This is a genomic window from Streptomyces sp. NPDC008163 (assembly GCF_042956885.1).
In the GTDB taxonomy this organism is placed as follows: Bacteria; Actinomycetota; Actinomycetes; order Streptomycetales; family Streptomycetaceae; genus Streptomyces; species Streptomyces drozdowiczii_A.
The window spans coordinates 91,736-104,978 of the sequence record NZ_JBIBHG010000007.1 but is presented as its reverse complement, the minus strand read 5'-3'; the positions used below and the strand labels follow the sequence as shown (position 1 = coordinate 104,978).

General features: G+C 70.9%; 9 protein-coding genes and 3 tRNA genes. 8 read left to right on the top strand and 4 right to left on the bottom strand.

What is annotated here, in order from left to right; genetic code table 11:
- Positions 1–25: 25 nt before the first annotated feature.
- The 4 genes from ACFZAT_RS17440 to ACFZAT_RS17425 all read left to right on the top strand — a co-directional run bounded on the left by ACFZAT_RS17440 (position 26) and on the right by ACFZAT_RS17425 (position 5,932).
- Positions 26–1,348 carry a deoxyguanosinetriphosphate triphosphohydrolase gene (locus tag ACFZAT_RS17440; protein WP_391265110.1) on the top strand — a complete coding sequence of 441 codons (1,323 nt, stop codon included), beginning with the start codon at positions 26–28 and terminating at the stop codon, positions 1,346–1,348.
- A gap of 89 nt (positions 1,349–1,437) precedes the next feature.
- Positions 1,438–2,697, top strand: a complete 1,260-nt coding sequence (locus ACFZAT_RS17435) for an FAD-dependent oxidoreductase (protein ID WP_391265109.1) — start codon at positions 1,438–1,440, stop codon at positions 2,695–2,697.
- A 106-nt stretch (positions 2,698–2,803) separates the two neighbouring features.
- On the top strand, positions 2,804–4,711 hold the full coding sequence (gene dnaG, locus ACFZAT_RS17430; RefSeq protein ID WP_391265108.1) for a DNA primase: 1,908 nt from the start codon (positions 2,804–2,806) through the stop codon (positions 4,709–4,711).
- A gap of 177 nt (positions 4,712–4,888) precedes the next feature.
- Positions 4,889–5,932: a sigma-70 family RNA polymerase sigma factor gene (locus ACFZAT_RS17425; protein WP_391265107.1), complete on the top strand. Its 1,044-nt coding sequence runs from the start codon at positions 4,889–4,891 to the stop codon at positions 5,930–5,932.
- Between the two features lie 46 nt (positions 5,933–5,978).
- On the opposite strand, the gene ACFZAT_RS17420 is transcribed toward ACFZAT_RS17425, so the two are convergent.
- The 4 genes from ACFZAT_RS17420 to ACFZAT_RS17405 all read right to left on the bottom strand — a co-directional run bounded on the left by ACFZAT_RS17420 (position 5,979) and on the right by ACFZAT_RS17405 (position 11,599).
- Positions 5,979–7,910, bottom strand: a complete 1,932-nt coding sequence (locus tag ACFZAT_RS17420; protein ID WP_391265106.1) for an ABC transporter transmembrane domain-containing protein — start codon at positions 7,908–7,910, stop codon at positions 5,979–5,981.
- Complete coding sequence (locus ACFZAT_RS17415) at positions 7,910–9,643, bottom strand: ABC transporter transmembrane domain-containing protein (protein WP_391265105.1); 1,734 nt, start codon at positions 9,641–9,643, stop codon at positions 7,910–7,912. Before ACFZAT_RS17415 ends, ACFZAT_RS17420 begins: the two co-directional genes overlap by 1 nt.
- Before the next feature lie 135 nt (positions 9,644–9,778).
- Positions 9,779–11,224: an FGGY family carbohydrate kinase gene (locus tag ACFZAT_RS17410; RefSeq protein ID WP_391265104.1), complete on the bottom strand. Its 1,446-nt coding sequence runs from the start codon at positions 11,222–11,224 to the stop codon at positions 9,779–9,781.
- A gap of 69 nt (positions 11,225–11,293) precedes the next feature.
- Complete coding sequence (locus ACFZAT_RS17405) at positions 11,294–11,599, bottom strand: hypothetical protein (protein WP_018103307.1); 306 nt, start codon at positions 11,597–11,599, stop codon at positions 11,294–11,296.
- Positions 11,600–11,779: 180 nt separating this feature from the next.
- Here ACFZAT_RS17405 and ACFZAT_RS17400 point away from each other — a divergent pair.
- From ACFZAT_RS17400 to ACFZAT_RS17385, 4 genes are all read left to right on the top strand, one after another.
- Positions 11,780–11,852: transfer RNA gene (locus ACFZAT_RS17400), tRNA-Asn, on the top strand.
- 5 nt (positions 11,853–11,857) lie between these two features.
- Positions 11,858–11,930 (top strand) — tRNA-Asn (locus ACFZAT_RS17395).
- A gap of 167 nt (positions 11,931–12,097) precedes the next feature.
- Positions 12,098–12,174, top strand: a tRNA-Ile gene (locus tag ACFZAT_RS17390).
- Positions 12,175–12,787: 613 nt separating this feature from the next.
- Complete coding sequence (locus ACFZAT_RS17385) at positions 12,788–13,198, top strand: hypothetical protein (RefSeq protein WP_391265103.1); 411 nt, start codon at positions 12,788–12,790, stop codon at positions 13,196–13,198.
- Positions 13,199–13,243: the final 45 nt, after the last annotated feature.

Sequence of the window (13,243 nt, the reverse complement as noted above, 5' to 3'; positions counted from 1 at the left end):
GGTACGGCCGATTAATCTCGGACGTATGAACGGCACGGACGGCACACAGCACCCCGGCACGGCGCCCTACGGCGCGTTCGACGCCGAGCGCTGGGACCCCGAGCCGGACAAACGGCCCGGCCGCACCGCCTTCCAGCGCGACCGCGCCCGCGTGCTGCACTCCGCGGCGCTGCGCCGGCTCGCCGGGAAGACCCAGGTCGTCACGCCCGGCACCCGGGGCCCCGCCTGGGACGCCAGCCCGCGCACCCGGCTCACCCACTCCCTGGAGTGCGCCCAGGTCGGCCGAGAGCTCGGCGCCGCCCTCGGCTGCGACCCCGACCTGGTGGAGGCTGCCTGCCTCTCCCACGACATGGGACACCCTCCTTTCGGCCACAACGGCGAACAGGCCCTCAACGACTTCGCGTCCGACTGCGGCGGCTTCGAGGGCAACGCCCAGTCGCTGCGGCTGCTCACCCGCCTGGAACCCAAGCGCTTCGTCCCCGACCCCCGCACCGGCGACCTGGTCAGCGTCGGCCTCAACCTCACCCGCGCCGCCCTCGACGCCGCCACCAAGTACCCCTGGCCCCGGGGCGCCCACCCCACCGAACCCGGCTCGCCCAAATTCGGGGTCTACGAGGACGACCTGCCGGTCTTCCAGTGGTTCCGCGAGGGCGCGCCCCGCGACCGCAAGTGCTTCGAGGCCCAGGTCATGGACTGGTCCGACGACGTGGCGTACTCCGTGCACGACTTCGAGGACGGGCTGCACGCGGGCCACATCGACCCCGACTGCCTGGAGGCGGAGCCGGAGCGCCGCGGCATCTGGGACGTCGCCATCGGCCGCTACGTGCCCGCCGACACCGATCCGCAGGAGCTGGCCGACGCGCTCGACCGGCTCATCGCCCAGGAGTGGTGGCCGCACGGCTACGACGGGTCCGCCGTCGCCCAGGCCCGTCTGAAGGACGCCACCAGCCAGCTCATCGGCCGCTTCTGCCTCGCCGCCGAGACCGCCACCCGCCAGGGCTACGGCACCGGACGCCTCACCCGTTACGCCGCCGAGCTGGTCGTCCCGCGCGCCACCCGCAACGAGTGCGCGGTGCTCAAGGCCATCGCCGACCGTTACGTGATGCAGCGCGCCGAGCAGGAGGAGATCCGCGCCGGCCAGCGCATCGTCATCGCCGAACTGGCCGCCGCGCTCACCGCCCGCGCCCCCGAAGGGCTCGAACCGCAGCTGCGCGCGCTGTACGAGACGGCGCCCGACGACCGCGCCCGCAAGCGGGTCCTCGTGGACCAGATCGCCGCCCTCACCGACGCCTCCGCCCGCGCCCTCCACACCCACCTCACCCAGAGGGGCGCCCACCACCGGGAGTGACCTGATCGGGCCACACCCCCTTCCCCCACTACGCTGCGTGCGGGACGCTCGCAGTTGGCGCCGCGCAGCAAGCACCGAGGAGGCATCACGTGGTCGACGCACATCGGACGTTCGTCATCGTCGGCGGAGGGCTGGCCGGGGCGAAGGCAGCCCAGACGCTCCGGTCGGAGGGATTCAGCGGCCGGGTCATCCTGATCGGCGACGAGCGCGACCATCCGTACGAACGCCCGCCGCTGTCCAAGGGGTACCTGACCGGGAAGGAGGACCGCGACGGCGTCTTCGTCCACGAGACCGCCTGGTACGCGGGCGCCGAGATCGAGCTCCACCTCGGCCAGTCCGTCACCGGCCTGAACCGCGAGGCGCGCACCGTGGAGACGGGCGACGGCACCGTCATCCACTACGACAAGCTCCTCCTCGCCACCGGCGCCGAGCCCCGCCGGCTCGACGTCCCCGGCACCGGCCTGGCCGGCGTCCACCATCTGCGCCGCCTCGCCCACGCCGAACGGCTGCGCAACGTCCTCGCCGCCCTCGGCCGCGACAACGGCCACCTGGTCGTCGCCGGGGCGGGCTGGATCGGCCTGGAGGTCGCGGCGGCCGCCCGCGGCTACGGCGCGGAGGTCACCGTGGTCGAACCGGAGGCGACCCCGCTGCACCGGGTCATCGGCCCCGAGCTCGGGCAGATCTTCACCGAGCTCCACAGCGACCACGGCGTCCGCTTCCACTTCGGCGGCCGGCTCACCGAGATCGTCGGCCAGGACGGCATGGTCCTCGCGGTGCGCACCGACGACGGCGAGGAGCACCCCGCCCACGACGTCCTCGCCGCCATCGGCGCCGCCCCCCGCACCGCGCTCGCCGAGGCGGCCGGACTGGAGATCGCCCCGCGCGAGGAGGGCGGCGGCATCGCCGTCGACGCCTCCCTGCGCACCAGCGACCCGCACATCTACGCCGCCGGTGACGTGGCGAGCGCCGCCCATCCGCTGCTCGGGACCCGGCTGCGCGTCGAGCACTGGGCCAACGCGCTGAACGGCGGCCCGGCCGCGGCCCGCGCCATGCTCGGCCAGGACGTGGCCTACGACCGGGTGCCCTACTTCTTCTCCGACCAGTACGACCTGGGCCTGGAGTACTCCGGCTGGGCCCCGCCCGGCAGCTACGACCAGGTGGTCATCCGGGGTGACGCGGGCAAGCGCCAGTTCATCGCGTTCTGGCTGAAGGAGGGCACCGTGCTCGCCGGGATGAACGTCAACGTGTGGGACGTCACGGAGCACATCCAGAAGCTGATCCGGGCCGGCCGGCCCGTCGACCCGGACGCCCTGGCCGACCCCTCGGTGCCCCTGGAATCCCTGGTCTGAGCGGCCCCGGGCCGGTGCGCGGACATAGCCGTCGGTATCCCGCGCCGGCCCGGCACCGACCCCGCCCGCGCCGTCCTTGTCCGAGCTCCCCCGTAGACTTCGACGCGTGGCAGGCAGGATCAATGACGACGATGTGAAGGCGGTACGGGACGCGGTCCCGATCGACGCCGTCGTTTCCGAGTACCTCCAGCTGCGCAACGCGGGCGGGGGCAATCTCAAGGGCCTCTGCCCCTTCCACGACGAGAAGTCCCCCTCCTTCCAGGTCAGTCCGAGCAAGGGCCTCTTCCACTGCTTCGGCTGCCAGGAGGGCGGCGACACGATCGCCTTCGTGCAGAAGATCGACCACCTGACCTTCGCGGAGGTGGTCGAGCGGCTCGCCGCCAAGGCCGGCATCACCCTGCGCTACGAGGAGGGCGGCTACAACCCCTCCCACCAGCGCGGCGAGCGGATCAGGCTGGTCGAGGCGCACAAGGTGGCCGCCCAGTTCTACGTGGACCAGCTGAACGGCCCCGAGGCCGAGATCGGCCGCAAGTTCCTCGCGGACCGGGGCTTCGACCAGGCCGCCGCCGCCCACTTCGGCGTCGGATACAGCCCGGCCGGCTGGGACCACCTCACCCGCTTCCTGCGCGGCAAGGGCTTCAGCGACAAGGAGCTGATCACCTCCGGCCTCTCCCAGGACGGCCGGCGCGGCCCCATCGACCGCTTCCGGGGCCGCCTGATGTGGCCCATCCGCGACACCGCCGGGGACGTCGTCGGCTTCGGCGCCCGCAAGCTCCGCGACGACGACAACGGCCCGAAGTACCTCAACACCCCCGAGACCCCGATCTACAAGAAGTCCCAGGTGCTGTACGGCATCGACCTGGCGAAGAAGGACATCGCCAAGTCCAGCCGGGCCGTCGTGGTCGAGGGCTACACCGACGTGATGGCCTGCCACCTCGCCGGGGTCACCACCGCCATCGCCACCTGCGGCACCGCTTTCGGCGGCGACCACATCAAGATCCTCCGCCGCCTCCTCATGGACAACGGCAGCGCCCGCGTGATCTTCACCTTCGACGGCGACGCCGCCGGCCAGAAGGCCGCCCTGCGGGCCTTCGAGGACGACCAGAAGTTCGCCGCCGAGACGTACATCGCCATCGCCCCGGACAACATGGACCCGTGCGACCTGCGCCTGGTCAAGGGCGACGACGCCGTCCGCGACCTGGTCGAACCGCGCACCCCGCTCTTCGAGTTCGCGCTGCGCCAGATCGTCGGGCGGTACGACCTGGAGACCCCGGCAGGCCGCGCCGCCGCGCTGGACGAGGCCGCCCCCGTCGTCGCCAAGATCAAGACGGGCAGCGTCCAGCGCGAGGTCGCCGTCCAGCTGGCCGGCTTCATCGGCATCCTGGACCAGGAGTACGTCGTCCACCGGATCAACCAGCTCGCCCAGTGGGCCCGGGGCCGGGGCGGCGACCGGCGCGGACCGGCCCCCGCCGCCCGCGGTGGCGCCCGTCACCAGCAGGTCCAGGCACCGCCCGTCCCCTCGGGCCCCGCGCTCAACCTTCGCAGCCCCGCCCACCGCACCGAACGCGAACTGCTCAAGCTCGCCCTCCAGCGCCCCGAGCTCGTGGCGCCCGCCTTCGACGCCTACGGGTCCGACGAATTCACCGCGCCGCCCTACGCCGCCGTGCGCCAGTGCGTCGAGGAGGCGGGCGGCGCCGAGCAGGGTCTCGCCGACAGCCGCGAATACCTGGTCCGGGTGCTCGACGCCACGCCCAACGAGTCCGTCCGCAAGCTGATCACCGAGCTCGCGGTCGAGGTCTTCCACGGCAAGTCCATCGACGAGACCTACGCCGGGGAACACCTGGTCAAGGTCCGCCTGCGCGCCGTCGACCGCCGGATCAACGACGTCCAGAGCAGCCTGGCCCGCCTCGGCAGCAATGTGGCCCCCGACCACCTCGCCGCCGCGCAGAACGAGGTCTGGGTCCTCCAGCAGTACGCCCAGACCCTGCGCAACCACGGAGCCGACGCGCTCTGACGGGGCCTGTCGTCCGGGTCAGGCCCTCACCTCCGCGTCACGGAACGGATTCAGAAAGTCACCGCACGCCCCTCGTGGGAGCTGTGTGTCGTACCCCACACTGAGGGCGGTGCCCTGAGTCATCGGAGCGCGGCCCCACCCCCGCGGTCCGGCAGCGATCACCTGGAGGTCGCCCCCGTGCAGACCCGGACCGTCACCGAAGCCGAGCGCGCCCCCGCCGTCCCCGTACAGGCCATGGCGGCCGACCACCCCTACGGGGTCATGGAGGAGCCGGACGAGCCCCCGGAGCCGCGTGGCAGACCGGAGGCCGGGCCCACCTCGGACCTGTTCCGCCAGTACCTCCGCGAGATCGGGCGCATCCCGCTGCTCACCGCCGCCGACGAGGTGGAGCTCGCCCGGCGCATCGAGGCCGGGCTGTTCGCCGAGGAACGCCTCGCCCGCACCCCGGACCCCGACACCCGCCTCGCCGGCGACCTGGACCGGCTCGTCGTCATGGGCCGCATGGCCAAGCGCCGCCTCATCGAGGCCAATCTGCGCCTCGTCGTCTCCGTCGCCAAGCGCTATGTGGGCCGCGGCCTGACCATGCTCGACCTCGTCCAGGAGGGGAACCTCGGGCTGATCCGGGCCGTCGAGAAGTTCGACTACGCCCGCGGCTACAAGTTCTCCACGTACGCGACCTGGTGGATCCGGCAGGCCATGTCCCGCGCCCTCGCCGACCAGGCGCGCACCATAAGGGTCCCGGTCCACGTCGTGGAGCTGATCAACCGCGTCGTCCGGGTCCAGCGCCGCATGCTCCAGGAACGCGGCTACGAACCCACGCCCGAAGAGGTCGCCGGCCACCTCGACCTGACGCCCGAACGGGTCGGCGAGATCCTGCGCCTCGCCCAGGAGCCCATCTCGCTGCACGCCCCGGTCGGCGAGGAGGAGGACGTCTCGCTCGGCGACCTCATCGAGGACGGCGACGCCGCGTCCCCCGTGGAGTCCGCGGCCTTCCTGCTGCTGCGCCAGCACCTGGAGGCCGTGCTCTCCACCCTGGGCGAGCGCGAACGCAAGGTGGTCCAGCTGCGCTACGGGCTGGTCGACGGGCGGCCCCGCACCCTGGAGGAGATCGGCCGCATCTTCGGCGTGACCCGCGAACGCATACGCCAGATCGAGTCCAGGACCCTCACCCGGCTCCGCGACCACGCCTCCGCCGACCAGCTCCGCGGCTACCTCGACTGACGCGCGGACGCGTGCACCCGGGGCAGCCGCGAAGCGGCCGTACCGCTCAGTCGACCTCGGCGACCGCCTGGGCGAACTGCGCCGCGTACAGCCGGGCGTAGGCGCCCTTCGCGTCCAGCAGTTCGTCGTGCGTGCCCTGCTCCACGATCGAGCCGTTCTCCATGACCAGGATGATGTCGGCGTCCCGGATGGTGGAGAGCCGGTGCGCGATCACGAAGCTGGTACGGCCGTGCGCCAGGCCCGCCATCGCCTTCTGGATCAGCACCTCGGTCCGGGTGTCGACGGAGCTGGTCGCCTCGTCCAGCACGAGTATCACCGGGTCGGACAGGAACGCCCGCGCGATGGTGATCAGCTGCTTCTCGCCCGCGCTGACCCCGGAGCCCTCGTCGTCGATCACCGTGTCGTAACCGTCCGGCAGGGTCCGGATGAAGCGGTCGGCGTGGGCCGCCCTCGCCGCCTCCTCGATCCGCTCCCGGCCGACGTCGCCGGAGGCCCCGTAGGCGATGTTCTCCGCGATGGTCCCGCCGAACAGCCAGGTGTCCTGGAGGACCATGCCGATGCCCGTGCGCAGGTCCGCCCGGGACATCTTCGCGATGTCCACGCCGTCCAGCGTGATCCGGCCGCCCGTCACCTCGTAGAACCGCATCAGCAGGTTGACCAGCGTCGTCTTGCCGGCGCCCGTCGGGCCGACGATCGCGACCGTGTGGCCCGGCTCGACGTTCAGCGACAGGTCCTCGATGAGCGGCTTCTCCGGGTCGTAGCGGAACGACACGTGCTCCAGCGCGACGCTGCCGCGCAGGATGCCGGGGTGCTCGCCCTCGCCCTTCGCCGGGTCGGCCTCCTGCTCCTCGGCGTCCAGCAGTTCGAAGATGCGCTCCGCCGAGGCGACCCCGGACTGCACCAGGTTGGCCATCGAGGCGACCTGGGTCAGCGGCATCGAGAACTGCCGCGAGTACTGGATGAACGCCTGCACATCGCCGATCGACAGGGAGCCGGACGCGACCCGGAGCCCGCCGACCACGGCGATCAGCACGTAGTTCAGGTTCGACACGAACATCATCAGCGGCTGCATGATCCCGCTGTTGAACTGCGCCTTGAACCCGGCCTCGTACAGCGCCTCGTTCTGCTCGGCGAAGTCCTTCGCGGACTCCGCCTGCCGGCCGAAGACCTTGACCAGGGTGTGGCCGGTGTACATCTCCTCGATGTGGGCGTTGAGCTTGCCCGTCACCTTCCACTGCTGCACGAACTGCGGCTGCGAGCGCTTGCCGACCTTCGTCGCCACGACCACCGACAGCGGCACGGTCACCAGCGCGACCAGCGCCAGCAGCGGCGAGATCCAGAACATCATCACCAGCACGCCGATAATCGTCAGCAGGGAGTTGATGAGCTGGCCCATCGTCTGCTGCATCGTCTGCGAGATGTTGTCGATGTCGTTGGTCGCCCGGCTCAGCACCTCGCCGCGCTTGGCACGGTCGAAGTACGAGAGCGGCAGCCGCGACAGCTTGGTCTGGATGTCCTCGCGCAGCTGGAACACGACCCGGTTGATGATCCGGATCGACAGCCGCGTCGACACCAGCATCAGCAGCCCCGCGCCGACGTACACCGCGAGCGCCATCAGCAGGACGTCGCCCACCGCGCCGAAGTCGATGCCCTGCCCCGGCGTGAAGTCCACCCCGGACAGCATGTCGGCCAGGCCGCTGTTGCTCCTGCGCAGGCCCTCGACGGCCTGCTCCTTGGTCGTCCCCGCGTCCATGGACCGGCCGATGACCCCGGCGAAGACCAGGTCGGTCGCCTTGCCGAGGATCTTCGGGCCGACCACGGAGAGCCCGACGCTGCACGCGACCGCGACGAGCATCACGTACAGCGTGTTCTTCTCGACGGCGAAGCGCTTCAGCAGCCGCTTCGAGGACCCCTTGAAGTCCATGGACCGCTCGGTCGGCGCCCCGCCCGCCATCATGCGTCCGCCAGGCCCGGCCATTACGCGGCCTCCGCTTCCGTCAGCTGGGAGAGCACGATCTCCCGGTACGTGTCATTGCCGTCCATCAGCTCGTGATGGGTGCCGGTCCCGACGACCCGCCCCTCGTCCAGCACGATGATCCGGTCGGCCTCCCGGATGGTGGAGACCCGCTGGGCCACGATCACCACGGTCGCCTCGGCGGTCTCCCTCCCGAGCGCCGCCCGCAGCGCCGCGTCGGTCGCGTAGTCCAGTGCCGAGAACGAGTCGTCGAAGAGGTAGATCTCCGGGCGCTGCACCAGCGTCCGGGCGATCGAGAGCCGCTGGCGCTGACCGCCGGAGACATTGGTGCCGCCCTGCGCGATCGGCGCGTCGAGCCCGTGCTCCAGCGCCTCGACGAACTCCTTCGCCTGGGCCACCTCCAGCGCGTGCCACAGCTCCTCGTCGGTCGCGTCCGGATTCCCGTACCGCAGGTTCGTCGCGACCGTCCCCGAGAAGAGGTACGGCTTCTGCGGGACCAGACTCACCGTCTTCGCCAGCAGCACCGGGTCCAGCGTCCGCACATCGGTCCCGTCGACCAGCACCTGGCCGTCCGTCACGTCGAACAGCCGGGGTACGAGCCCGAGCAGCGTCGACTTCCCGCTGCCCGTCGACCCGATGATCGCGGTCGTCTCGCCCGGCCGCGCCACCAGGTCCACCGACCGCAGCACCGGCTCCTCGGCGCCCGGGTAACGGAAGTCCGCGCCGCGCACCTCCAGATGCCCGTGGGCGCGCAGCTCGCGCACCGGCTCGACGGGCGGGACGACGCTCGACTCCGTCTCCAGGACCTCCTGGATGCGCTCGGCGCACACCTCGGCGCGCGGCACCATCATGAACATGAAGGTCGCCATCATCACCGACATCACGATCTGCATCAGATAGGCGAGGAACGCGGTCAGCGCGCCGATCTCCATTCCGCCGCTGTCGATGCGGTGCGCCCCGAACCAGACCACGGCGATGGACGACACGTTCACGACGGTCATCACCGTCGGGAACATCAGCGCCATCAGCCGGCCCGTGGACAGCGCCACGTCCGTCAGCTCGGTGTTGGCACCCCGGAAGCGCCCCTCCTCGTAGCCGTCGCGCACGAACGCGCGGATGACGCGGTTGCCGGTGATCTGCTCGCGCAGCACCCGGTTCACCGTGTCGAGCCGCTTCTGCATCTGCCGGAACAGCGGGCGCATCTTCCGCACGATCAGGCTGACCGAGATGCCCAGGACCGGCACCACCGCGAGCAGTACCGCAGAGAGCGGCACGTCCTGGCCCAGCGCCATGATGATGCCGCCGACACACATGATCGGCGCCGACACCATCAGCGTGAACGTCATCAGGACCAGCATCTGTATCTGCTGGACGTCATTGGTCGTACGGGTGATCAGCGAGGGTGCGCCGAACCGCCCGACCTCGCGCGAGGAGAAGGACTGCACCCGGTCGAAGACCGACGCCCGCACGTCCCGCCCGAGCGCGGAGGCGGTGCGCGCGCCGATGTAGACGGCCCCGATGTTGCAGACCACCTGGGCGATGCTGACGACGATCATCACGCCGCCGTACTGGAGGATGTAGCCCGTGTCCCCCCCCACGACACCGTTGTCGATGATGTCGGCGTTGAGGGTCGGCAGGTAGAGCGTGGCGCAGGTCTGCAACAGCTGGAAGACGACCAGCACCGCGATCGGTTTCTTGTACGGACCGAGATAGGCCCGCAGGAGTTTTATGAGCACGCGTGTCTCTCGGAGTCGGCGTAGATCGGGGGAGCCGACCCATCTTCCGGCACCGCTCGCCGGGACCGCGAACGTTTTTATTCAAGTCCAGGTCAAAAAACAGACCCGGTCCATAATTTTGCGGTCCCTCCGCACTCACCGTGGCGGGTCGAACGCTCCCGGGTGAATCTGATCCCGCGTCGCGATGTACTGCTGGCGCACCGCCTGCCCCACGGCCAGCTCCTCGCCGGGCTCCAGCACCTGCGCCGCCGCACCCTGCCAGGCCGGGGGAGTGCGCCCGTCGAGCGCCCCCTGCGAGACCCCGAGCGCCCACGCCGCCTGCCGGGCCGCGCCCAGCGCCGCGTACTGGGCGGGCTGCGGTACGACCACCTGCGTCCCGAGCAGCGCGGGCGCCAGCTGCTGCACCGCGGGCAGCTCGGCCGCCGCGCCCAGCAGGAACACCCGCCGCACCTCCACGCCCCGGCCGCGCAGCACGTCGAGCGCGTCCGCGAGCGAGCAGAGCATCCCCTCGAAGGCGGCCCGCGCCAGGTGCTCCGGCTTCATCGACTCGCGCCGCAGCCCGCACAGCGTTCCGGCGGTGTGCGGCAGTTGCGGGGTGCGCTCGCCCTCCAGATACGGCAGGAGTACGAGCCCCGAGGAGCCGGGCGTCGACTTCAGGGCCAGCGCGGACAGCGCCTCAAGGCCCTCCGCGTCCAGCATCTCGGCGGTCCCGCGCAGCGCGCGTACGGCATTCGACGTGTGCACCACCGGCAGATGCATGCCCGTCGCGTCGGCGAACGACGTGATCATCCCGGTCGGATCGGCCAGCGCCTCGTGGTGCACGGCCATCACGGAGCCCGAGGCCCCCAGCGACACGACCGCGTCCCCGACCCCGACGCCCAGCCCGAAGGCCGCCGCCATGGTCTCGCCGGTCCCCGCGGAGATCAGCAGCCCCTCCGGCGTCATCCCGGCGGCATCGGACGGACCGAGCACCTCCGGCAGCGCGGCCTGGTGCCCGAGCGCCAGCTCCACCAGATCCGGCCGGTAGGACTCCGTCCCCGCCGACCAGTACCCGGTCCCGGAGGCGGCGCCCCGGTCGGTGGTCCGCCGGGCCGGCCGCCCCAGCAGCTGCCACACCAGCCAGTCGTGCGGCTGGAGCACCGCCGCCACCCGCTGCGCCTGCTCCGGCTCGGTCCGGGCCAGCCAGCGCAACTTCGCCACCGGCTGAGCGGACTGCGGCACCGCGCCGACCGCCTCGGCCCACGCCTGCCGCCCGCCCAGCCCGTCGATCAGATCGGCCGCGGCGGCCTGCGCGCGCTTGTCGTTGCCGAGCAGCGCGGGGCGGACGAGGTTGCCCTGGTGGTCCAGGGGGACGAGTCCGTGCTGCTGTGCGGAGACGCCGATGGCCTGCACCCCTTCGAGCAGCCCGCCCGTGGCGGCCTCACCGAGGGAGAGCAGCCACGCCTGCGGGTCCGCCTCGGTGGCCTTGGCCTCGACGGGGTGCGGGGCGTACCCCTCGCGCAGTACGGCGCCCGTGTCCGTATCGCAGACCACGATGTGTGTGAACGCGGAAGAACTGTCCAAGCCGGCGACTATGCCCATACACAGATTCTGCCGCACCCCCGGAGGTTTCCCGTACCGGTGGTGCGGCAGAAGCGACGGCGAGGCCGGCTAGGTGTTGGTGGTCCCCCAGTCGTCCTCGACGCCGTTGCCGTTCCCGCGTCCCCGGAAGGACCGCACCCGGTCCGTCACGGACGCCGGCACCTTGTCGCCGACCTTCTCGCCCACGGCGTGGTACGCCTTCCCGGCGAACTCCCGGCCGCTCTGGGCCGCGGTCTCGCAGGTGTTGCGCACGGCCGGGTTCTGGGCGAACTGGCGCGCGGACTTCTTCAGCTGCTCGTAACGCTCGCGCCCGGCCCGCGTGCCGAGCACGTATCCGAGGGCCACTCCGGCGATGAACGTGAGCCGGTACCGCATGGCTGCCACCCTTCCTTCGCTCCGTGCGACGTGTGCTGCCCGCCTACCCGCAGACGCCCGAGATCACCCCGGCCGATACCGATTGGCAAAGCACCCCCCTGCTTGCGCTAATGTATGTGTCGCAGCGAGCGCGCGCCGCCCGGCATCCGCCAGGCAGGTACGTTCGAGGCACCGCAGCAATCCCCTGTAGCTCAATTGGCAGAGCAGCCGGCTGTTAACCGGCAGGTTACTGGTTCGAGTCCAGTCGGGGGAGCGCGATCCCCTGTAGCTCAATTGGCAGAGCATTCGGCTGTTAACCGGAGGGTTACTGGTTCGAGTCCAGTCGGGGGAGCGATCGGAAGAGGACCCCCTTCGGGGTCCTTTTTCGTGTGCCCGGAACCGGTCGGCGAGCAGCGCCGTCTTCATGGTCATCAGGAGCCGGGCAGCCGCAGCGGGAGATCGTATGACCGGCTATGCTGCGGCAGACGGTGCGCACACTTGTACGCGCCACGCCGAGACGGGGCGGTAGCTCAGCCGGTTAGAGCAGCGGACTCATAATCCGTCGGCCGTGGGTTCGAGTCCCACCCGCCCCACCATCCGCAGGTCAGAGAAACGTTCTGACCTGCGGAAACGTATTTTTTTGGGTGCGTTTCGCGTGTGGCGGTCGCCTCACGGCGGGCAGCAGTGAGTAACGAAAGCCGCCGGATGCGGGCCGAGGACTCCGACAGCGCGTCCGATCCGGCATCCGCGTCCGTCTCACCCTCGGCCTCGAAGAGACCGGCGAAGCCGGATGAGTCGGAGAAGCGGAAGCCGAAGGCGAGCCCGAGTGGTGCCTCCTCCGCCTTCGCTTCGCATTCCGAATCGAGGGCGCCCTCCGACGGCAATCCGGCCAAGTCTGCCGCCACTGGGCCGGCATCTTCCTTCACGTCAACGGCTCGGGTGCGATCGGCTGACGGCCCGAGGTCGGAGACCCGGGCGCCCGGCCCCTTCCCCTTCCTCCGCGCAGCGTCCAGCCAGACGCACAGCTCCCTCAAAGGTTGTACGGCCTTCGTCAATTGGTCGTGTGAGAAGCGACATGTGCGTGACGTGTGATGCTGACGTGGCGTCGTGCGCTGGGCCACGCGGGGAGCCGCGCAGGCCGCTCCTCGTACCGGATGAGGGGCGGATGTTATGGGACCTGGTCACAAACCTGAGGCGAGCGCAGTGGACATGCGGCGGTACGCCGCGGGATTCGTCGCGTACGCCACCGCGCGCAACCGGCTCCCTCTCGACTACACCGTCGCCAGCCTCCGTGTCGCGGATTTCCTCATCGACGGCCTGCGCAAGGGGACTTCGGACCGTGCTTCGGTCGCGGGTATCCTGTTCGGCGTCGGCGCTTACGTGGGAGAGGTGCTCGTGCGGCGGGCCGGCGCCGTGTGGGTCGACTTCGACGACGCCCAACGGGCCTACTTCGGCCGGCCCGTCGGCGTCCGGATGCCCGACGGGCGTACGTGGAACCCCCTCGGCAAAGTGGACAACCGCTTCGCACTCGGCGGTGAGGAATCACTCCTGACCTTTTACCTGACCCTCCCCGGACGGGGCGGCGATCGGGGAAGGGACACGACCTGTGCGACTCGGTGACGTGTGTGCCCCGGGACTTATGCGGCGAGCGGCCTTTCAGCGGGC

Excerpts from the sequence above, each read along its gene's own strand:
- ACFZAT_RS17440 (WP_391265110.1), top strand. The coding sequence starts at position 26 with ATGAACGGCACGGACGGCACACAGCACCCCGGCACGGCGCCCTACGGC.
- ACFZAT_RS17385 (WP_391265103.1), top strand. The coding sequence starts at position 12,788 with ATGCGGCGGTACGCCGCGGGATTCGTCGCGTACGCCACCGCGCGCAAC.
- ACFZAT_RS17405 (WP_018103307.1), bottom strand. The coding sequence starts at position 11,599 with ATGCGGTACCGGCTCACGTTCATCGCCGGAGTGGCCCTCGGATACGTG.
- ACFZAT_RS17420 (WP_391265106.1), bottom strand. The coding sequence starts at position 7,910 with ATGGCCGGGCCTGGCGGACGCATGATGGCGGGCGGGGCGCCGACCGAG.
- ACFZAT_RS17410 (WP_391265104.1), bottom strand. The coding sequence starts at position 11,224 with ATGGGCATAGTCGCCGGCTTGGACAGTTCTTCCGCGTTCACACACATC.